Origin of the sequence: Aliidiomarina shirensis (genome assembly GCF_003987345.1) — a bacterium.
Classification (GTDB): Bacteria; Pseudomonadota; Gammaproteobacteria; order Enterobacterales; family Alteromonadaceae; genus Aliidiomarina; species Aliidiomarina shirensis.
The window spans coordinates 151,050-173,780 of record NZ_PIPP01000002.1 but is presented as its reverse complement, the minus strand read 5'-3'; the positions used below and the strand labels follow the sequence as shown (position 1 = coordinate 173,780).

The window sequence follows — 22,731 nt, the reverse complement described above, 5'->3', positions numbered from 1 at the left end:
AAAGCTAGATGAAAGGAATTATATTAGCGGGTGGTTCTGGTACACGTTTGTATCCAATAACCATGGGCGTATCAAAGCAACTGTTACCTATTTATGATAAGCCCATGATTTATTATCCACTATCAGTTTTAATGTTGGCTGGTATTCGCGAAATCCTAATCATTTCTACTCCCGAAGATTTGCCGAACTTTAAAAAGCTTTTAAAATGCGGTGCTCAATTTGGTATTGAAATAAGCTATGCAGAGCAACCAAGCCCCGATGGATTAGCCCAGGCTTTCATAATCGGTGAAGATTTTATTGGTGAAGATAGCGTTTGCTTGGTACTTGGCGATAATATTTTTTATGGGCAAGGGTTTAGCCCAAAATTGAAGAAAGCCTCATCAATACATACCGGAGCTACAGTTTTTGGCTATCAAGTAAAAGATCCTGAACGATTTGGAGTCGTTGAATTTGATAGTGATCAAAAGGCAATATCTATTGAAGAAAAACCTAGTAGTCCAAAATCAAATTATGCGGTTACTGGGCTATATTTTTATGACAATGACGTTATTCAAATAGCTAAACAAGTAGAGCCTTCAGAGAGAGGCGAGCTTGAGATCACTTCAATAAACCAAGCTTATTTGGAACGTGGTGATCTGAAAGTTGAACAACTTGGTCGAGGATTTGCGTGGCTTGATACAGGTACTCACGAAAGCTTATTAGAGGCTGCACAATTCGTGGAAACTATAGAAAAAAGGCAAGGCTATAAGATTGCATGCTTGGAAGAAATCGGTTATTTGCAAAATTGGCTTACTTGGGAAGAGCTACAAGCGACGGGAAGGGACTTACAAAAGAATGGATATGGTCAGTATATTTTGAGTTTAAAAAGACGTTCGTGAGACTTAAAAATCACTTCCTGTAATGATGCTTGAATTAACTCAAGCAAATTGATTTCCGTCATTGAATAAATGTTGAATAGTCCCCTCACATTACCTCCTATCTGATTCATGTGTATTAGTCGGTAGTTCGAGTTAAGGCTACAGAAATGAAAGCATATAGCTTTTTCCTTAAAATAATTCAACTAGCCAATATACAATAGTGTCTCTAGCAAAAAGAACTTCATCAGGAATCCTTTGGAACTTTTTCGAGCAATTAGCGAGAAAAGGGATAGGAATATTCGTAACACTGATATTGGCATATTTCCTAACGCCTGAAGCGTACGGACTTGTGGCAATGATGGCCGTGTTTTTAGCGTTAGGATCATCGATTATGCAATCGGGATTCAATCAAGCTCTAATCCGAATGCCTGATGTTACGCAAACTGACTACAACACGGCCTTTTTTGCAAACATTGCGCTTGGTGTCTTTGCATATTTATTGTTATTCCTGACTGCGCCATTTATAGCAGGATTCTATGACGAAGCACAGTTAGTGCTGCTTATTCGAATCGCGGCTTTATCAATAATCATAAATGCGTTTCAGGTGGTTCAGCAAGCAAGCTTAAGTAGAGCATTAAACTTTAAGGCTCAGGTTAAAGCAGTGTTGCCGGCAAGTACTATCTCAGGAATAGCTGCTATTGGTTTAGCGTACTTGGGATGGGGAGTTTGGGCCCTAGTCGGACAAATGTTATTGGCGGCTCTGTTACAAACAGTATTTCTATGGATAGTACAAGGTTGGCGCCCAACTAGAGATTTTTCGATTCCGACTCTTAAAGAAATGTATGGATTTGGCTACAAGCTTTTTCTTTCAGGTGTACTAGATACTATCTTCCAAAATTTATATGTCTTAGTCGTTGCTAAATTATTTTCTACTACTATTGCCGGCTTATATTATTTTGCGCATCAGATAAAACAGTTGGTTATTCAACAGTTAGTCATGTCCATCCAGACGGTGACGTATCCCGCACTTTCGAAATTACAGAATGATGATGAAAACTTGCGGAGAGGCTATAGCCGTGTGATTAGCGTATCTACATTTTTGCTATTCCCGGCTATGTTGTTTTTAGCGGTGATGACAGAGCCTTTGTTTGCGATTTTCTTGCCTGATAAATGGTTTACTGCAGCATCATACTTACAACTGATGTGTATTGCGGCGATGATTTACCCGCTGAATACAATAAATTTGAATATTTTGAAAGTAAAGGGGCGTTCGGATCTATTTTTGTACCTCGAGATAATTAAGAAATTTGTTGCTGTAGTCATCATTCTGATTAGCTATCGCTGGGGTGTGTATGGACTGCTTATTGGACAGGTTGTAAGCTCGATGCTGGCCTATCTACCTAATAGTTATTACTCAAGTAAGTTGATTGATTATGGGGTTAAGGAACAGTTTAGGGATTACGGTGCTCATCTGGCGCTTGCAGTGATGATATCACTCCTCGCTGTAGTTGTTTATCACGTTTTTGAAATAGCAAGTTTCTCCATGGTTTTTGCTGTACTGCCGCTGATGGGCTTTACCTATCTTTTCATCAGCTTCCTTTTCCGAAAAGACGATTTTTTATTCCTTGTCAGAATATTTAAGAAAAATAAAAGAACTTCTAGTTAATGAAAATTGCACATATCTTTAGTGATCCCAAATTCATTCATGGCGCATATCAAAGTTTCGATGCTGTAGCGCCAGGTGCAAGTACCTATTTTTATGATGGGGAACGGGATATTCCCGAAAGCCTAGACGCCATTAACCCTGTTAAATTTGAACTCAATAAAGAAAATATTCAGCGTCTTGCTGAATTTAATGTGTGGGTAATTCATGGTTTATCAGGAAATCGTTTAAAAATACTACGATATAAGAAACGGCACCAAAGAGTTGTCTGGGTTGGATTAGGGTACGATTATTATGATTTAATTTTCCCTAATAGATTAGATTTATTTGAAGAAAGCACCGAAGCAAGCGCTCCTATTCCAAAAGAATATACTTTATCATTTACGAAATTCTTTTCGTTTAATGGTGTTAAATATATCGCAATGAAATTCGGTATACTGAAGTTGCGAAAGCTATTAAAAATGAGACGAGTGGATATTTTTTGCCCTGTTCTAAATAGTGAGTACGAAATGGTAATGAGTAGGTACAAGCCATTTCTGCCTAAATTTATGGATTGGAATTATGGTTCGTCATCTGAGATTTTAATGAATTTCATTGCAAATTCAGATACATATTCGGTACAGCGAACTAGCGTACTCATCGGTAATTCTGCGACACCTTCAAATAATCACTTGGAAGTTTTCGAATTAATCAATCGAAGATCCTTGTTTTCATCTTTCGATATCATTGTCTCATTAGCTTATGGTGATGAAGAGTATAAAAACTGGCTAAACGCTATTGGTCAGAATTATTTTGGTGAGAGATATAAACCATTTGAGCGTTTTGTTCCTGTAGAAGATTATTTGCTCTTGATCTCAACTTGCAGCCACGTAATTCTCAATCATCGTCGACAACAGGCGGGGGCAAATGTCGTCTTTGCCTTGGCATTAGGTGCCAGAGTAGTGATGAATTCCGTCAGCCCTTTATATAAAGAGTGGTTAGAACGAGGTGCTTTAATCAATTCACTTGATGAGCTTGAAGCTGAACCGGATAAATTAGAGTTACCTTTGACTCAAGAAGAAATTTCATTGAATAGAAAAGTGGTTTTAGATCATTTCAATCCCGATGTTTTCAAGGAAAAGACTCGCTCTCTTTTGGAAGAGCTAGAATTCAGAGAGTAACTTAACTGATTATTGAGACTAGCTTTCTTTAAAAATGGTTTAAGTTAAGACGGGACTTATATTTTGACTTAAAACTATTTATCATATCGATATTTTTCGCCTGTTCTGTGGTTTAATCAACGAGGTCAATGACTAAAGGAGACGATTAAGTCTATTAATCGAACTGTTTAGATGAAAAAAATATTGGTTTTAATTAAAACTAAATTAAGTGAAGATACGAGGGTTTTAAATCAAATTTCTCTATTAGCTGAGAATTTCGAAGAATCATGCATCACCGTTGTTAATTTTCCAAATGAAGGTGACATCACTGACTTGAATTTACCCTCGAATGTTTCCTTGATAACAATAAAGTCGCCTTTCAGAGGTATAAAAGTTTTACGACCAATTAATGCGATGATATTTTGGCTCACATGTCTCTTAATTGCTATAAAAGTGCGACCAAATATAATTCATTGCCATGATAATGCAACAGCTCCTCTTGCTGTTATAATGAGTTTTTTAATAAAACGCTCATATATTGTCTACGATGATCACGAACTTCCCAACTCATATCCGAAAAAGTCTATTGGTATAAAAATTGAAGAGCTAGCTTTGAAGAAAGCAGACGTAGTGTTATTTGCTAATTCTATGAGAAGGTCGTTTCTTAAACATGAGATGGATATTCATACTAAATATTCCTTCATTTTCGATAATCTTTGCCCATATCATTCTATTACACCGTTTTCGGAACAGTCTGTTCTTAGTTTTGAAAATCTAGCTAATGTTTTAGCTTCTGCGAGGCAAAAATATAAAGGGGTATTTTTACATCAGGGGGTTGTCAATGAGGCACGAAGATCAGATCTTCTGTATACGGCAATAGGTAAGTTAAACGACTACTTTTTCGTAATCCTATCTCCAGGCTCCAAGGAAGAAGTAAGATTAAATGTACACGAAAATGTATTAGTATTAAGTCCAATCCCGTCAATGTATCTTGGTAATGTATGGAGTTTAGTTGATTACTCTCTCATATTCTATGATAGCATGACTTTAAATAATAACCTTTGTGCACCTAATCGATTTTATTTATCATTTAAATATAGTAAACCATTTATTTTTAATGATGATAACAAGTCACTATCCTTTCTATCGGAATTTTACGGAGGTGGCGTCGCTGTGGATGGATTTGAAGACATAGAAACTGTGAAATCGAAACTAGAACTCAGTACATTTAAATGTGATTATAATGACAGTGTAGAGACTCAGAAAGAAAATTTCATATCTATCTACGGCTCGTTATTTAAAGACAAGACACGTCTATGATAATAGTTATATCACTAACATTTTTACTTGTTATTTCGATACTGTCGAACCAAACACGAAGTATACGAAGTTATTCGTTCCTAATTTTAAGTGTAATCATTATTATGGGTGCGGGTAGTGCTCTCGCGATATTTTATATATTCGAGACATCTATGCTAGGAAGTATAGAAATGTCATTCGTTAGCGATGAGCTCGGATACATTAACTCAGAGGATTTTAATCTGTTAGGAGATGCTCGTGGCTTGTGGCACTCGTTGAACTATCTAATAATTAATTACGACTTCGCCGGATATTATTCACTTCGATTTATAAATATAATTTTCGCTAGCTTTGTTCTAATTTACATCGCTAGAATTTTTGATGACGGAAAGCTGTCTATTTTTTTATTGGCAAGCTGCCCTTTTATCTTTGCAATGACATATGTGAATTTAAGAGATTTGGCGATAATTTTCTCGGCGCTACTTGTCTTTGACGGGCTACGGCGCAAAAGTATTTTAGGCATCGCGCTAGGGTTAGTTGCTTTATTGACACTTCGGCCATTGATAGCATTTGTGCTATTAATATCGTTAGCAGTATTTTATTTGATTGATACGAAATCACACAAGACTTATTCTGGGGCCTTTGCGCTGTTAATGCTCGGGTTGCTGTCATTGATTATTCTATACTTCGGCATTGACTATTTTCAGTCTTATCTTCGTTATATGGAATATTTAAGCGTCACTGATAATCAACACAGAAGTATTCTCGCACAGGAAGATTCATCGCCTATGAGAGCTTTATTGACCTATGTCTTTACCCCACTGCCTACCTCTTTGTTTCAACGTCTACTTGGAAGTGGAGCTTCCGAACTTGGCTTGGCCCATGACTTGATTAGAATTCTCCACCAGTCACTTTATTTTATTATGATGTTTGTAATGCTTCTTAATCCCAAACAAACTTATAACGGAATAATTAGGCTTTTTACTTCTCTCGGTAAAGAGCAGAAAGCTTTAATATTGTTTCTTCTAGCACATGCTGTTGTATATTCAATTCATTTGGCAGGAATAGGGCACTCAAGGTTAAAGTTACCTTTCCAAATGGCTATTGGTATTGTTTTTTATCTTATTTACATTAAGAATCGATTCGTAAAGATCCGATGATAGTGATTTGAGTTTTTAAGTTGAGATAGTATAGCAACGCTACAGCATCGTATTGGTCGAAAGGAGGTTGGCGAACTACATGTAGTGAACTTAAATTATCACCTAAAAAATCAATTCTACCACTAGTTATTGGTCGGTCTGTCGCATGGGAATGATGCGATGCTAGCTTTTGTTGGTTCTCTGGGAGAAGTTTGTATTCAAAAATATGTTGGGGGTGATAATCCAGCCTCCAATAAAATTAAAACTCCAGCTGAAGGAGTGTTAAAGCTCGATTGAAGCGCCAAACGATAACAGCAATTTGGAAAAGTTTCGATACATTAGTTCAAGTTTTAATTGTACTTCAATGAGTTAACATACGATCTCGTTGGATAGGAGTTCCAAAGCCGGCCAAAATAAATGCGCTCCTGAGCCACGTCTACGTTCTGACTCATATTTCGCTGCATTCTACGGTTCATCTAAGCGGTGTGAAAATCAGAGCGTAGATAGATGATCACGACAATTTACAATTGGAGGATGTAGCTTACATCCTTAGATTAGCGAAAAGTTAAGCAATTATTTGAAAAGAAAACAAGTTAAAACATGATATTTGGCTTTAAGCAACTTAATAGTATTGTTATAGGTCAATTGCAGAGCAACTGTTGTAACGATTTGTGGGAATCTAGATCTAACATGTACCTCAATTGATAGTGTTTAGATTTCTTCATTAGCGTTGTATTTATTTATGAATTCAGGATGTCTTAAGTACTATGCACACCTTATTTATTCTCCCCGTTTTAGGGCAGCCAAGGTATTCGAAGCGAATTTCAATGCTTAAAGCAGAAGGCTTTAGTGTAGAGGCGTTCTATTTTGAAAGAGATTATCACCAAGGCCGGCTTCCTGATTGTTCATCTGAGAGTCTAGGTAAGATAGAAAATGGCAGGTATTTGAAGCGTATTTTTATGTACTTAAAAAGTATACGGAAAATACGCCAGCAAGCGAAATTGGCCACTGTTATATATTCCTTTGAGCTCGACTTGGGAATCTTAACAAGGCTTGCAACTATAGGCATACCAATAAAAAGAGTTATTGAGATTGGTGATATACGAGATATACAAACTGCTTCAGGCGTAGTTAGCACTATTTTGAGGAAGATTGAGAAGGTTGTTATCGCTAAAGTTGATTTGCTTGTGGTTACAGCACCTAAGTTCTACACGGAATATTATCAGAAGTGGTTAGGATTGCACGTTAACCACCTGATAATCGAAAATAAGCTTGATCAGGAACTTATGCCGAGTGTTCTTTCTTCATCCAATAATGTAAGGACGGTTGATGTTATAACCATCGGTTATTTCGGTGTCTTACGTTGTGACTGGAGTGCAAAAACACTCTTTAGTCTTGCTAAAAATTATCCAAATCGTTTCACTATTCACCTTGCTGGTAAATGGATGTTATCAGATGAATTATTTGAAAAAATAACTTCATTAGAAAATGTATTTTTTTTCGGTGAGTATAAATCGCCGAATGACTTATTAAAGATATATTCTGAGGTCGACCTTGTTTGGGCGGTTTACCAACCATTTTCGGAAGCAAAGAAAAACTATAACGCCTTGTGGGCGAAAACTAATCGCTTTTATGAAAGCCAGTACTTCAGAAAGCCTATTGTCGTTCTTGAAGACTCAGGTGATGAGTTTTTTGTTCGAGCACACAGTACGGGTTTAGTTGTTAATGAGTCAATAGAACTGAGTACTCTGGTGGAAATGCTGAATCCTACTAATGTCGATGCGTGTAGAAGGAACGTTGTCAAATGTGACGTAAAGAATTTTATATATTCTGGCGAAGCAAAAGCGCTACGAGACGCGTTGATTTGAGTTTTAATGGAAGACGGAAGGTACGCGTATTTTTTGGAAAATAGACTTCACCGTTAATTTTTTTTGAATTAAGCAGAATTGTTTATAGATAGAAGTAAAATCCTTTCAGTCTTCTATATTTTTTTAAAGATTTAATATCTTAATACTTGGTGGTTTTAATGCAGGATATTCAAGTTTGTTCTCGTTGTGTTATGGACACAACAGATTCAGAAATAACTTTTGACGCGAATGGCGTCTGTGATCATTGTATCGATTTTGATAAAAATGTAAGACCCAATTGGCACACTGATGCACGCGGAGATGCCGAACTGAAAAGGATAATTACTAAAATCAAGGAAGATGGTAAGGGGCGTGACTTTGATTGCATTATTGGGATGAGCGGCGGTGCAGACAGCTCCTACCTTTTACATGTGGCGGTAAAGAAGTACGGCTTGCGGCCATTAGTGTTTCATGTCGATGGCGGCTGGAACTCGCAGATCGCTGTTAACAATATCAATGTAATGATAGAAAAACTTGGCCTTGATTTGTATACGGAAGTTATTAATTGGGAAGAAATGAAAGATTTCCAATTAGCATATTTTAAAGCTGGTGTGGCTAATATAGATGTTCCACAAGATCATGCGTTTGTTGCTACCTTATACAATTTTGCTGCTAAATATAAAATTAAGTACATCTTAAATGGGGGTAATATATCCACGGAGTGCGTACGGAATCCATTGGAGTGGATTTACTACGGGACTGATATGGCACAAATTCGTGATATACGTCGGCGGTTCGGAACTAATCCAATGAAGACTTATCCATTTAGTTCAGTATTACGACACAAGGTTTATTTACGCTATATACGTAAAGTACAGGTGGTTAAACCGTTAAATTATTTCCCCTATATTAAAGAGCAGGCTATGCAGGATTTAGCTGATGAGTACGGCTGGATACCATATCCGCAAAAGCATTTTGAAAGTCGTTTTACGAAGTTTTATGAGGGCTATTGGTTGCCTAAAAAATTTGGTTACGATACGCGTAAAGTTCAATACTCCAGTCTGATTTTAACAGGTCAAATGACACGTGAAGAAGCTTTGGAAAAATTAAAAAAACCAGTAATTTCTGATGCAGATGCTAAACATGATTTCGAGTACATAGCGACAAAGTTGGGCATCAGTGTTGAAGAGTTACAGAAATACTTTGATCAGCCTAACAAGACCTATAGAGACTATAAGAACCAACAGACGTTATTTGATTTTGGAGCTAAGATGCTCAAATTTTTAGGCGTAGAGAGATCCATCAAACGATGATTACTATAGTTGACTATGGCCTTGGTAATATCAAAGCCTTCGCAAATGCCTACAAACGACTGAATATAGACGTTTGTTACGGATCAAGCCCTGAGCAATTAAAGTGCGCAAAAAAGCTAATTCTTCCAGGCGTTGGAGCCTTTGATCATGCAATGCAGATGCTTAATGAATCCGGTTTGCGTGACTGTTTGGATCAATTGGTACTTGAGCAAAAAGTTCCGGTGATTGGTATCTGTGTAGGTATGCAAATGATGGCTAAGAGCAGTGAAGAAGGAACCAGTACTGGCCTTGGTTGGATTGATGGTACTGTTAGACGTTTTAGTTACCCAAATGAGAATGTTGCGCTGAAACATCCATTACCACACATGGGTTGGAATAGCATCTTACCGGTCAAGGAATCGGCGCTCGTGAATAATCTGGATGACCACAAACGGTTTTATTTTTTACACTCATACTATTTCGAGTGCGCTGATTCGGCAGATGTGGTGGCTACAGCGAATTACGGTTTTGATTATGCGTGTATTGTTAACCATGACAATGTTCATGGTATTCAATGTCATCCGGAAAAGAGTCACCATAATGGTGTCGCCCTACTTAGAAATTTCGCAGAGCTATAAATATGCTATTCCCCAGAATCATTCCTGTGTTACTGGTACACGACAAAGGCTTAGTAAAAACGGTTAAGTTTAGAGACCCTAAATATGTTGGTGATCCAATTAATGCGGTAAAAATTTTTAACGAGAAAGAAGCGGACGAGCTTATAGTTATTGATATTGATGCGTCTGCACAAGGTCGCGAGCCCGATTATAAGATGATCGAAAACTTAGCAACCGAGTGCCGTATGCCATTGTGTTATGGTGGCGGCATTAAAACTATTGAGCAGGCACATCGTATACTGGGCCTTGGCGTCGAAAAAGTGGCTTTGAGCTCTATAGTATTTGAAAAGCCAAGATTAATAACTGAATTATCTGAGCGTGTCGGCAGGCAAAGCGTAGTTGTAGTACTGGATGTAAAGAAGCGTATGTTTGGCGCGAAGTACGATTGTTATACATCCAACGGCAAAGTCAATCAGAAAGTCTGTGCGTTTGAATTTGCACAGAAGGTACAAGAGCTTGGTGCTGGTGAGATCGTTATCAACTCTATTGATAACGATGGCGTAATGAAAGGCTATGATCTTGACCTTATTAATAAAGTAAAAAGCTTAGTTAGCGTACCGGTTACTGCAGTCGGTGGTGCAAGCAATTATAATGATATCAAGAATTTAGTGCGGGCGCATCCAATTATCGGTGCTGCTGCCGGTAGTATATTTGTGTTTAAGGGAAAATATAAAGCTGTGCTGATTAATTATCCCACCGCGACAGAAAAGCTGAATATACTGTCAGGCACAGTTGACTGAACTATATGGACTATACATTTTTATGAAGCAAATACTACAAGATATGGCGAAGGGTGCCACAGAGATTGTTGATGCACCAGCGCCTTCGGCTACCCGTGGTGCGGTACTCATTGATACGAAGATAACCTTGATTTCTGCAGGGACAGAGAGAAGCTTGGTTGATTTCGGAAAAGCATCAATGCTTGATAAGGCACGGCAGCAGCCGGAAAAAGTGAAAATGGTTCTAGATAAAGTCAAAACAGACGGTTTAATGACAACTGTTGACGCAGTCAAGTCGAAATTGGCGCAACCTCTACCACTTGGTTATTGTAATGTAGGTATAGTCTCCGAAGTAGGCAGCGCAGCCTCAGGTTTTAAAATCGGTGAACGTGTCGTTTCAAATGGACCACATGCCGATATTGTTCGTGTCGCAAAAAATTTATGCGCGAAAATTCCTGATAATGTCTCAGATGAGGAAGCTGTTTTTACAGTTGTTGCAAGTATCGGCTTGCAAGGCATCCGCCTAGCTGCGCCAACACTCGGTGAGTCGATTGTTGTAACCGGCGTAGGCTTAATTGGCTTGCTTACTGTTCAACTTTTAAAAGCACATGGTTGTCGAGTTCTCGCGATTGATTTCGACGATGGCAAATTGGAGTTAGCGAAACAGTTTGGTGCAGAAATATGTAATCCGGGTCGTGGTGAGGATCCTATTGAAGCAGGTTTAGCATTTAGTCGTGGAAAGGGTATTGACGCCGTCATTATTACAGCGTCAACCAGTTCATCAGATCCGGTAACTCAAGCTGCTCGTATGAGCCGCAAGCGCGGACGTATTGTTCTTGTCGGTGTCACAGGTTTAGAGCTAAATCGTGCGGACTTTTATGAAAAAGAATTGAGCTTTCAAGTTTCATGTTCTTATGGACCAGGCCGTTACGACCCAAGCTATGAGGAGGCTGGCCATGATTATCCGTTAGGCTTTGTACGATGGACAGAGCAACGCAACTTTGAAGCAATTTTAGATATGATGTCGTCCGGTCAACTGGACGTGAAGCCGTTGATTACCCACCGATTCGAATTTGAAGACGCAGCAGGAGCCTATGACGTTCTTAGTCATGACAAGGCAGCGCTGGGTATCCTTTTAAACTATTCACATGATGTAAGTACTAGAAAGATAACCAAAGTCACTTTGAATACAAATGTCAGTTGCTTGCCTAGCGAACCAATTGTAGGGTTCATCGGTGCAGGAAATTATGCCTCACGGATGCTTATCCCTGCTTTTAAAAAAGCAAATGCTCAATTATATTCAATCGCCACGTCGGGTGGCGTGAACGGCGTTATTCATGGTAAGAAAGCCGGATTCAAAGAAACAACAACAGATACAAACGAATTAATAGCGAGTGATGTAGTAAATACCATCGCTATTGTAACGCGTCACAACAGCCATGCCCGATTCGTTCAACAGTCGCTTGAATCAGGTAAGCATACTTTTGTCGAAAAACCTTTGGCTATAAATTCTCAAGAGTTATCCGAATTGGAAGACGCGTATCAGGCACTAACTGATAAGCCCATGTTGATGGTGGGATTTAATCGTCGATTTGCTCCACAAATTCAGAAAATGAAGACATTGCTCGATTCAGTTAAGCAGCCCAAAACCTTAATACTTACCATGAATGCAGGCTCCATTCCAGATAATCATTGGACACAGAATGAACTAGTGGGCGGCGGACGGATTATTGGCGAAGCTTGTCATTTTATTGATTTAGCACGTTTTTTAACTGGCTCTCCGATTGTCTCGGTTCAAGCACAAAGCATGGGTAAAACGGAAAGTTCAGAGACTACCGAAGACAAAGCGACGATTACTATCCGTTTTGCAGATGGTTCCTTAGCCACGATCCATTATTTTGCTAACGGTGCAAATAGTTTCCCTAAAGAGCGAGTTGAAGTGTTTGCCTCAGGGCGTGTATTACAACTTAATAACTTCCGCAAGCTTCAAGGGTTTGGCTGGCCAAACTTTAAGAAAATGAACTTATGGCGGCAAGATAAAGGTCAAAGTGCTTGTGTAAGCGCATTTTTGGAAGCGATAAAAAGCGGCACACCAAGTCCTATTTCGGTAGAAGAGTTGTTCGAAGTTGCTCGTGCGACGATTGAAGCAGCTGAGCAAATCCGCAGTTAAACTTTATAGTATTGGATATTATATGACAAAGAGTATTTGTGTTGTCGGATTAGGTTATATAGGCCTTCCGACAGCAGCACTATTAGCTAATCATGGTTACAGTGTTCTTGGTATTGATGTCGCCCCAGAAGTCGTCGAAGTTATCAACAATGGAAATATTCACATTGTAGAACCTGAGCTCGATGCCTACGTTGCAAAAGCTGTTGCGAGTAAACAGTTAAGCGCATCTTTAAAAGCTCAACCTGCTGATGTGTTTATTCTTGCGGTTCCCACACCATTTCATGACGGTCACGTACCAAACATCGACTATGTAATTGCAGCGACTCGGTCGATTTCAGGTGTTGTCAAAGAGGGTGATATCGTCATTTTAGAATCAACTTCACCAGTTGGAACAACAGAGAAAGTTGAGGAAGTTTTAAAAGATGAGGGTGTTGATACTTCGTCTCTATTCATTGCTCACTGTCCTGAACGTGTTCTCCCAGGCCATATTATGCGTGAGCTTGTGGAAAACGATCGTATCGTTGGTGGTCTTACCGAAGAGTCAGGGGAAAAAGTTGCCGATTTCTATCGGACTTTTGTATCAGGTGATGTTCTTGTAACTGATGCTCGTACCGCTGAAATGGCTAAGCTTACGGAGAACAGCTTCCGGGATGTTAACATCGCCTTTGCGAATGAACTCTCAATTCTATGTGATAAATTCCAAATTGATGTTTGGGAATTGATTCGATTAGCGAATCGCCACCCTAGAGTAAATATTCTTCAGCCTGGAACCGGCGTAGGCGGGCATTGTATCGCTGTTGACCCATGGTTTATTGTCCACGCTGGTGGTGAAGATGCGCGTATAATTCGCGCTGCCCGTGAAATTAATGATTATAAAACTGAGTGGGTGATAGAACGAATTTTACGTGAAGTCATGATGTTTACCGAAGAGAGAGGTAAAGCGCCATCCGTTGCTTGTATGGGCTTAGCTTTCAAACCGAATATCGATGATTTGCGGGAATCACCTGCTTTAGAAGTGTTTCAGGCGCTTGTAAGAGATAACGCAGACGTTTTGGCGGTAGAACCAAATTTGAAGCGCCATAAAAGCATCGTCTTAACGGATTACCATAATGCTGCGATCAGCGCTGATATCGTGGTCTATTTAGTTGCGCATAATGAATTTAAGCATTTGAAAGTTTCAGGGAAAGTTTTAGATTTCTGTGGCGTAACTGTCAATAGATAAATTATTAAGGTGAGAATAATGAAGGTTTTGCTGGCATTTGGCACTCGACCAGAAGCGATTAAAATGGCACCGCTTGTCAAAGCTTTGCAGGCTGACGAAAAGTTTTCGGTAGTCGTTGCCGTAACTGCGCAACATCGTGAAATGTTGGATCAAGTTTTGAATTTATTTGAAATTGTTCCAGATTATGATCTGAATTTGATGAAAGCCGGGCAGGATTTATACGATGTAACTTCAAAGGTATTACTCGGATTACGCGATGTTTTCCGTGATGCTAAACCTGATGTGATTTTAGTACATGGTGACACTGCAACAACCTTTGCTGCAACTCTAGCAGCGTTCTATGCTCAGATTCCTGTTGGTCATGTTGAAGCGGGGCTGCGTACGCACGACCTTTATTCACCTTGGCCCGAAGAAGCAAATCGTCAGTTGACAGGGAGATTGGCCAAGTGGCACTTTGCACCAACCGAGCGTAATCGCAAGGATTTGCTTCGTGAACAGGTGCAGGACGATGTCATTGTAGTCACGGGCAATACGGTCATTGATGCACTACATTGGGTTATTGATAAAATTGGAAGTGATGTTGAGCTACAACATTCTATTCAAGGCCAGTTATTACGTGCGGGCCTAAGTGTTGATCTATCAAATCAGAAACTAGTTTTGATTACTGGGCATCGCCGCGAGAATTTTGGTCAAGGATTTGAAAATATCTGTCAAGCGTTGCGAGAGTTAGCAACACGCCACCCTGATGTGCATTTCGTTTATCCGGTGCATTTAAATCCTAATGTACAAAAGCCTGTAAAAACTTTACTGGCTGGTCTTGAGAATGTTCATTTAATTGAACCGCTTGGCTATGAGCCCTTTGTTCATTTAATGCAACAGAGTTACTTAGTGCTTACTGACAGCGGTGGCGTGCAAGAAGAAGCGCCCGGGCTTGGTAAACCGGTTCTTGTGATGCGCGATACTACCGAGCGACCAGAAGCAGTAGATGCAGGGACAGTTAAACTTGTAGGTACGTCTGTTGAGCGTATTGTCTTCGAGGTTTCAAATTTACTTTCAAACAACGTTGCATATGCAGAGATGTCACGTGCTCACAATCCTTATGGTGATGGTCGGGCGTGTAGTCGGATTGCTGAGTATTTACGTGAACAATCTTAGTTTAAAAGTTAAGACTTATTGGCGGCTCGGGTTAATCAATATTTGGCAAGTTTTTTGGTACCGTGTAGGTATCAAATCTGGTTTGAATCCGGTTCGGCGTCTGAAAGCGGCTCCTCCTAGCGGGCTTTTTTTCACGTGGACTTCGATGTACGTAATAGTATTAACGTAGAGACCAAAAGCGATCTCGACGTAATTTACTTGTTCGGTCACTACCGATTCTCACTTGCCAGGTCGACTCCGCCGGATTGGTTTAAAAGCCCTTTTACACAAAAGAAAATAAATACAGGCTCAAGTGAGTGGTGGCAAATTCCTGACTTCAGCTTGAATGTTGGGGACATCAAACAGATTTGGGAGCTGTCCCGGTTTGACTGGCTTCTCAAATTAGCTCAACAAGCTTCTACGGGAGATAAAGTATCTTCCGGCAAGCTTGAGCTATGGTTGCAAAACTGGATTCATAACAATCCGCCATACCAAGGAGTGAACTGGAAATGCGGCCAAGAAGCATCTATTCGAGTACTTCACTTGATTACTGCGGCACACATTCTGGACAACCTGGATAATGCAGAACAAGGACTCGTTGACCTGATTCAAGTTCATTTGCAAAGAATTGCACCCACATTGAGCTATGCCATGGCCCAAGATAATAACCATGGGACATCAGAAGCGGCTGCTATGTATGCTGGAGGATTATTTTTAAAGAACAATGGAGTAAAGCAGGGCAAAGATTGGGCTCTATTAGGTAAAAAATGGCTCGAAAATAGAGCAAAGAAGCTCATAGAAAATGATGGCTCTTTCAGTCAATATTCAGTGAATTATCACCGACTCATGCTCGATACCCTGTGCTTATCTGAACTGGTACGAGCATGGTTTGGCGATACAAAATTTAGTGACAGTTTTCATCACAAGGCGCGAGCTGCGACGTTCTGGTTGTCGGCATTAGTTGATCCGGAATCTGGTGATGTGCCGAATATTGGTGCGAATGATGGAGCGCGATTAATCCCTCTTACCCACTCGGATTATCGAGATTATCGTTCGTCTGTTTTACTCGCGAGCACCGTGTTTTTTCAAGCAATCCCAAGCCAGTTAGCGGATAGTCCATCAACTAACTTCGCTATATTGCAGTGGTTTGATTTGGAGAGACCTGCAAAGTGCTTTGACATACCACACCACAATCTTTTTGACGATGGGGGCTATGCGTTACTCGCTAATGCGAAAGCGAGAGCAGTGATTCGTTACCCTCGCTTTAAATTTCGCGCAGGGCAAAATGATTTGCTCCATGTTGATTTCTGGTTGGGGCAGGAAAACCTTCTAAGAGATGCAGGCTCATACAGTTACAACTGTGAAGAGCCATGGCAGAGTTATTTCCCTAGCGTTGTTGCACACAACAGCATTCAGTTTGACACGCGAGAGCAGATGCCTCGCGTTGGACGCTTCTTATTGGGTGCATGGCCAGACGCTAAATTTGTTGAGTTGAATAAATCAAATAAAAAGAGTGTTAGCTTTGTTGCCGCTTATTGCGACGCGTGGAGTGGTCAACATAAAAGGCAAGTTATGCTTGGCGAATCGCTACTAACCATTACCGATACTGTTAGCGGTTTTGATAAAATAGCCGTAGCAAGATACAGATTAAACCCTCAGCGAGCTTGGGCTATTAAAGGTTCCGAAATCAGTGACGGTGAACACTTAATTAGAGTAAGTGCGGATGTGCCCATCGTTAGTGTTCGTTTAGTTAGTGGATGGGAATCACGGTATTATTTTAAAAAAACGACCGTACCGGTTTTAGAAGTTGAATTACATCAAGAAGGAAGCCTCACTATGGAGTACTTTTGGGCGCTATGAAAGTTTTATATTTCCATCAACATTTTTCTACCCCAAAAGGCTCTTCAGGCATTCGCTCATACCAAATGGCAAAAAAATTGGTTGAGGAAGGGCATCAAGTAACTATGGTTTGTGGGAGTTACGGGGGTGGGAACACCGGGTTACATTCGATCTTTGCTAATGGGAAGCGTGTAGGTAATGTCGATGGAATTGATGTTATAGAGTTCGACCTAGCTTATTCTAACATTGATGGTTTTTTAAAGCGCACAGCAATCTTTTTGAAGTTTGCACTGAAGAGCATAGGTATAGCATTACGACATGATTATGATGTTATTTTCGCTACAACAACGCCGCTGACTGCAGGAATACCGGGTATTTTTGCTCGTTGGTTGAGACGTAAACCATTTGTTTTTGAAGTGCGTGATTTGTGGCCTGAACTCCCAAAAGCTATGGGTGTTATTACAAACCCGCTGGTGCTGTGGGGGATGTCGGTACTTGAGTGGATTAGCTACCGCTCTGCAACTCGTTGTATAGGATTATCCCCAGGGATTGTAGATGGCATTGCAGCATGTGGCGTTAAACGTGATCGCATTGAAATGATCCCGAATGGTTGCGATGTTGATATTTTCTCGCAGAATGAAACTCCATGGAGGCCAAACGGCGTATCTGAAAGTGATTTCTTAGCAATCTTTACTGGCACTCATGGACAAGCAAATGGATTGGATTCTGTTTTAGATGCTGCTGGTGAGTTAGAGAAAAGAGGGCGCAACGATATCAAAATCGTGCTTATTGGCGATGGTAAGTTAAAGCCAGATTTACAATATCGTGCGAGTGAACTTAATTTATCCAATTTAATATTTTGCGACCCAGTGCCTAAAAATCAACTTGTCGGCTTGATGGCGTCTGCTGACGTTGGCCTGCAGGTTCTCGCAAATGTACCCGCTTTTTACTACGGCACGTCACCAAACAAGTTTTTTGATTATATTTCAGCAGGCCTGCCGGTAGTTAATAACTACCCGGGATGGTTAGCTAATTTGATTGGCAAATATGATCTAGGTGTCGCGGTAGAACCTGATAACAAAAAGGCATTTGCTGATGCTTTAGAATTTTGTGCGGACAATCGCAGAGCTTTGGCTGAAAAAGGCCAAAATGCGTTTGCACTAGCCCAAACAGAGTTTGAACGTTCGAAATTATCGTTACAATGGTGTGACTGGGTACTTGGCGCAATGCGACGATGAAACGATTTATTGATATTTTTGCTTCATTTTTAGGTATAGCCCTTCTGTTACCAGCACTAGTTCTGATTTCGATCTTGGTGGTAGCCTTCCATGGACGTCCGGTTTTATTTTCTCAAACTCGCCCAGGGCTAACCGGTAAGCCATTTAATATGTTTAAGTTCCGTACCATGCGCGATGCGTATGATGAGAAAGGCAATCCATTACCTGATTCTGAGCGCCTTACTAAATTTGGTGCTTTCTTACGCGCTAGCAGTTTAGATGAACTCCCTGGATTGTGGAATGTTTTAAAAGGCGATATGAGCTTAGTGGGGCCGCGCCCATTACTGATGGAATATTTGCCTTTGTATTCGGCTGAGCAAGCTCGCCGTCATGAGGTTCGCCCTGGAATCACGGGTTGGGCCCAAGTGAATGGGAGAAACGCTATCAGTTGGGAGCAGAAATTTGAGTATGATGTTTGGTATGTGGACAATCGTTCGTTCTGGCTTGATATTAAAATATTACTACTGACCATTAAGAAAGTGTTTGTGCGCGAAGGCATTTCATCTGATGGTCACGTAACTATGGAAAAATTTAAAGGCTCCGATACAAAAGGCCCAGATAAATCATGAAGCGTTTAGCGATTCTTGGTGCCAGTGGGCACGGTAAAGTAGTTGCCGATATCGCCAAAGCAAATGGTATATCGGATATCGTGTGCTTTGATGATCGATGGCAAGAGATAAAAACCTTGGGCGAGTATCCTGTGGTTGGTGATGTAGCCGGAGCGATTACGGGCAAATCGGCATTCGATTTTGATGCAGCGATAGTTACTATTGGCAATCCCTCGATAAGGGCCAAGATACAAAATCAGTTGGCGTGTATAGCACCCCCGTTGGTACATCCTTCCGCTGTGGTGAGTAGCACTGCAACTTTGGGGCGCGGAACTGTGGTAATGGCAAACGCGGTTATCAACGCCGACAGCAAGATTGGCGACGGCGTAATTATTAATACGGGTGCCGTTGTTGAGCATGATTGTGTTATTGGCGATTTCTCCCACGTTTGCCCAAATGCCGCGATCGCTGGTGGAGTGATAATTGGGAGAGGTAGTTGGGTAGGGATTGGAAGTTCAATTATTCAGCTCATTCAAATCGGCGAGAACGTCACTATCGGCGCTGGTTCAGTTGTTATTCGTAATATTTCAGATGATCAAAGGGTTGCGGGAAACCCAGCAAAGCCTTTAACAAACGGTAAACCCGGTAAGGATTCTTAATTTCTATGTTAAACACCCCATTTTCCCCTTGGCCTTCGTTCTCTGAAGAAGAAGCCAAAGCTGTTCAAAATGTAGTTTTATCAAACCGTGTAAATTATTGGACAGGCACTGAATGCCGAGAGTTTGAAAAAGAGTTTGCTGCTTGGGCTGATGCAAAACATGCTATCGCGTTAGCGAATGGAACGCTTGCTTTAGATGTTGCCTTAAAAGCGCTGGGGGTTGGTGAAGGCGATGAAGTAGTAGTTACTCCGCGAACCTTTATTGCATCAATTTCCACTGTAGTTTCAGCCGGTGCTACACCGATTTTTGCCGATGTCGATCGTGATTCGCAAAACATTGAAGCGCACACGATTGCCCCAGTAATAACCCCACGCACGAAAGCTATTATTGTAGTGCATCTGGCTGGGCGCGCGGCGGATATGGACCCAATCATGGCGCTTGCTGAAAAGCATGGCTTATATGTAATCGAAGATTGCGCTCAAGCCCATGGCGCACGCTATAAAGGCCGCTCTGTAGGCAGCATTGGCCATATCGGGGCATGGTCGTTCTGCCAAGATAAGATTATGACAACCGGCGGCGAAGGCGGCATGGTAACCACAAACGATGAAGCTTTGTGGCGCTCTATGTGGAGCTATAAAGATCACGGCAAAAGCTATGAAGCGGTTTATGAGCGTGAACACCCACCGGGTTTTCGCTGGCTGCATGAAAGCTTTGGCACCAATTGGCGTATGCTCGAGATGCAAGGCGCTATTGGCCGCATTCAATTGCGCCGTATGGCCGATTGGACAGCCGCGCGGCAACAAAATGCTGAGGCTATTTGGCAAGTAGGCCGCGAGTTTTCACTTCTTCGTGTTCCTGATACCAAGCTAGGCACTTGCCCCAAAACCTGTGATACCTGTTTATCTGGCAATTCACCGGCAACTGAACAAGGCTCCAATTGCGCACACGGCGCATATAAGTGCTATATGTTTATTAACCCAGAATATTTAGCCGATGGCTGGAACCGAGATCGTATTGTGGCTGAAATTAACCAGCGGGGAGTGCCATGTTTTCAAGGTTCGTGCTCGGAAGTATATTTAGAAAAAGCGTTTGATAACACCGGTTGGCGCCCAGCTGAATCGTTGCCGGTGGCAAAGGAACTCGGGGAAACCTCGGTAATGTTTTTGGTACACCCAACCTTGCAAACTTTTGAAATTGAAAAAACCTGTGCGGTTATGCGCGAAGTGTTTGCCCTCGCGCAACGGTAAGTTGGTGCTTGTTAACATTCGTAATGCAATTTAGAAAAGCTCCATAACAAGAACCTAATCGATAAAAGGTATCGAGTACCATGTTTAAAAGAATATTTGGCCTCTCTCGGGCCCAGAAAAACCTGATAGCGGTAATTACCGATATCGGGTTTTTGCTGTTTTCGATTTGGTTTGCCTTATCGGTGCGCTATGAAACGTTTTATATTCCGCCCAATATCGAAACGTGGGCGGCGATAATCGGTTCAACCCTTCTTTCTATTCTTATTTTCCAGCAGTTTCGGCTTTACCGTGCCATTACCCGTTACATTGGCCAAAAGGCGCTAGCCGTTGTGTGGCTTGGCGTGGGGTCTTCATCGCTGGTTTTATTTTCGCTGAGCCGCTTGCTAAGTGCGCAAATACCCGCGATTGCCATTGTAAGTTATGCGCTGATGGCGCTGCTGTTGGTGGGTGGCTCTCGTATGTTGGTGCGCTCGATTGTGCAGCGCTCGCAAATGCGTGAGCGTGAACGCGTGTTGATTTACGGTGCCGGCGCTTCAGGCCGACAACTGGCCCAAGCATTGAATAATGCGGCTGAGTTTCAGCCGGTTGCCTTTATCGATGATGATACAACGCTGCATCGTTCAAATATGTTGGGATTAACGGTTTATCCTGAGCAGCAAATTGAGGCGCTTATTTCCAGCAAGCACGTTTCCCGTATTCTGCTGGCCGTGCCTTCGGCCACGCGCGCACAGCGTAAGGCTATTTTAGAGCGCTTGGAGCCGCTACCCGTGCAGGTGCAATCGATTCCGGGTATGAATGATTTAATCTCCGGCCGCGAAATCGATACGTTAGAAGAAGTGAAAGTTGAAGATTTGCTGGGCCGCGATCCGGTGCCACCGTTTGAGCACTTAATGGACAAAAACATTCGTGGCAAGGTGGTAATGGTTACTGGCGCGGGCGGATCGATTGGTTCCGAGCTTTGCCGACAAATTCTGCGCTATTACCCGAAAACCTTGGTTTTATATGAACTCAGCGAGTTCACGTTATATGCCATTGAAAATGATTTACAGCGCATTTGTCGGCACGAGAATATTTCCTGTGTTTCCATTGTGCCAATTATGGGCAGCATCCAGAACCGGGTGCGGGTAGAAGCTGTGATGCAAGCCTTTAAGGTGCAAACGGTTTACCATGCAGCGGCTTATAAGCACGTGCCAATGGTGGAATATAATGTTGTTGAAGCGATTTTCAATAACGTATTTGGCACTTGGCGAACTGCTGAAGCTGCGATTAGTTCTGGGGTTGAGAGTTTTGTATTAGTTTCTACCGATAAAGCGGTGAGGCCTACGAATGTGATGGGCGCTACCAAACGGTTATCTGAGCTAGTGCTACAGGCGCTTGCGAAGCGGCAAGATCAAACCTGCTTTTGTATGGTGCGCTTTGGTAACGTGCTGGGTTCTTCTGGCTCGGTTATTCCTAAGTTTCGAGAGCAAATTGCGGCCGGTGGCCCAGTTACGGTTACCAATAAAGATATAACCCGGTATTTTATGACCATTCCCGAGGCGGCTCAGTTAGTGATTCAGGCTGGTGCGATGAGTTGCAGTGACAAAGGCCGCGGCGGTGAGGTGTTTGTTCTGGATATGGGCGAGCCGGTTAAAATTAATGATCTTGCCCGCAAATTGATTCGGTTGATGGGGAAATCGGTTAAAGATGCGGATCACCCAACGGGTGACATTGAGATTACCTACAACGGTTTGCGCCCTGGTGAAAAGCTTTATGAAGAGCTGTTGATTGGTGATAACGTGCGTGAAACCGAGCATCCGCGTATTCGTACGGCGAGTGAAATAGATTTATCATGGCCAGAGATGGAAGCGTTGTTGAATCAGCTCGATGCTGATTGCCGGGCGTTTCGTATTGATGCGGTTCACCAATTATTACAAGATGCGCCACTGGCCTTCACCTCGAACGACGGTATCTCTGATTTAGTTTGGCAAGCCTGCAAGAAATAATTTTAGGAAACTAAAGCG

At 41.6% G+C, this 22,731-nt stretch carries 18 protein-coding genes; all 18 read left to right on the top strand.

Annotation, left to right across the window (positions count from 1 at the left end):
- The first annotated feature begins 8 nt into the window (after positions 1–8).
- Entirely contained in the window at positions 9–878 is an 870-nt protein-coding gene (rfbA, locus tag CWE13_RS04875; RefSeq protein ID WP_126806439.1) for a glucose-1-phosphate thymidylyltransferase RfbA, read from the top strand.
- Between the two features lie 199 nt (positions 879–1,077).
- Positions 1,078–2,523, top strand: a complete 1,446-nt coding sequence (locus tag CWE13_RS04870; protein ID WP_126806437.1) for a lipopolysaccharide biosynthesis protein — start codon at positions 1,078–1,080, stop codon at positions 2,521–2,523.
- Positions 2,523–3,680, top strand: coding sequence for a TDP-N-acetylfucosamine:lipid II N-acetylfucosaminyltransferase family protein (locus CWE13_RS04865; RefSeq protein WP_126806435.1), 1,158 nt, complete (start codon positions 2,523–2,525; stop codon positions 3,678–3,680). The genes CWE13_RS04870 and CWE13_RS04865 overlap by 1 nt, the downstream gene beginning before the upstream one ends.
- A 171-nt stretch (positions 3,681–3,851) precedes the next feature.
- Positions 3,852–4,979, top strand: coding sequence for a glycosyltransferase family protein (locus CWE13_RS04860; RefSeq protein WP_126806433.1), 1,128 nt, complete (start codon positions 3,852–3,854; stop codon positions 4,977–4,979).
- A gap of 170 nt (positions 4,980–5,149) precedes the next feature.
- On the top strand, positions 5,150–6,118 hold the full coding sequence (locus CWE13_RS04855; RefSeq protein ID WP_126806432.1) for a hypothetical protein: 969 nt from the start codon (positions 5,150–5,152) through the stop codon (positions 6,116–6,118).
- A gap of 806 nt (positions 6,119–6,924) precedes the next feature.
- On the top strand, positions 6,925–7,965 hold the full coding sequence (locus CWE13_RS04850) for a glycosyltransferase family protein (protein ID WP_126806430.1): 1,041 nt from the start codon (positions 6,925–6,927) through the stop codon (positions 7,963–7,965).
- Positions 7,966–8,123: 158 nt separating this feature from the next.
- Positions 8,124–9,257: an N-acetyl sugar amidotransferase gene (locus tag CWE13_RS04845; RefSeq protein ID WP_126806428.1), complete on the top strand. Its 1,134-nt coding sequence runs from the start codon at positions 8,124–8,126 to the stop codon at positions 9,255–9,257.
- Positions 9,254–9,874, top strand: a complete 621-nt coding sequence (gene hisH, locus CWE13_RS04840) for an imidazole glycerol phosphate synthase subunit HisH (RefSeq protein ID WP_126806426.1) — start codon at positions 9,254–9,256, stop codon at positions 9,872–9,874. The genes CWE13_RS04845 and hisH overlap by 4 nt, the downstream gene beginning before the upstream one ends.
- 2 nt (positions 9,875–9,876) lie before the next feature.
- Positions 9,877–10,653 carry an AglZ/HisF2 family acetamidino modification protein gene (locus tag CWE13_RS04835; protein WP_126806425.1) on the top strand — a complete coding sequence of 259 codons (777 nt, stop codon included), beginning with the start codon at positions 9,877–9,879 and terminating at the stop codon, positions 10,651–10,653.
- Positions 10,654–10,675: 22 nt separating this feature from the next.
- A complete protein-coding gene (locus CWE13_RS04830) occupies positions 10,676–12,802 on the top strand; it encodes a bi-domain-containing oxidoreductase (protein ID WP_126806423.1) in 2,127 nt (708 codons plus the stop codon).
- A gap of 22 nt (positions 12,803–12,824) precedes the next feature.
- A complete protein-coding gene (gene wecC, locus CWE13_RS04825) occupies positions 12,825–14,024 on the top strand; it encodes a UDP-N-acetyl-D-mannosamine dehydrogenase (RefSeq protein ID WP_126806421.1) in 1,200 nt (399 codons plus the stop codon).
- Between the two features lie 18 nt (positions 14,025–14,042).
- Positions 14,043–15,179 (top strand): non-hydrolyzing UDP-N-acetylglucosamine 2-epimerase, encoded by a 1,137-nt coding sequence (gene wecB / locus CWE13_RS04820; RefSeq protein WP_126806419.1) that lies wholly within the window; start codon positions 14,043–14,045, stop codon positions 15,177–15,179.
- Between the two features lie 135 nt (positions 15,180–15,314).
- On the top strand, positions 15,315–17,018 hold the full coding sequence (locus CWE13_RS04815) for a heparinase II/III family protein (RefSeq protein WP_126806418.1): 1,704 nt from the start codon (positions 15,315–15,317) through the stop codon (positions 17,016–17,018).
- The gene (locus CWE13_RS04810; RefSeq protein ID WP_126807313.1) at positions 17,015–18,235 is read left to right on the top strand and encodes a glycosyltransferase family 4 protein; all 1,221 of its coding nucleotides are present in this window, start codon (positions 17,015–17,017) and stop codon (positions 18,233–18,235) included. The genes CWE13_RS04815 and CWE13_RS04810 overlap by 4 nt, the downstream gene beginning before the upstream one ends.
- Entirely contained in the window at positions 18,232–18,843 is a 612-nt protein-coding gene (locus tag CWE13_RS04805; RefSeq protein WP_126806416.1) for a sugar transferase, read from the top strand. The genes CWE13_RS04810 and CWE13_RS04805 overlap by 4 nt, the downstream gene beginning before the upstream one ends.
- Positions 18,840–19,481, top strand: coding sequence for an acetyltransferase (locus CWE13_RS04800; RefSeq protein WP_126806414.1), 642 nt, complete (start codon positions 18,840–18,842; stop codon positions 19,479–19,481). The genes CWE13_RS04805 and CWE13_RS04800 overlap by 4 nt, the downstream gene beginning before the upstream one ends.
- 5 nt (positions 19,482–19,486) lie before the next feature.
- The gene (locus tag CWE13_RS04795; RefSeq protein ID WP_126806412.1) at positions 19,487–20,728 is read left to right on the top strand and encodes a DegT/DnrJ/EryC1/StrS family aminotransferase; all 1,242 of its coding nucleotides are present in this window, start codon (positions 19,487–19,489) and stop codon (positions 20,726–20,728) included.
- Between the two features lie 80 nt (positions 20,729–20,808).
- Positions 20,809–22,713: a polysaccharide biosynthesis protein gene (locus CWE13_RS04790; RefSeq protein ID WP_126806411.1), complete on the top strand. Its 1,905-nt coding sequence runs from the start codon at positions 20,809–20,811 to the stop codon at positions 22,711–22,713.
- Positions 22,714–22,731: the final 18 nt, after the last annotated feature.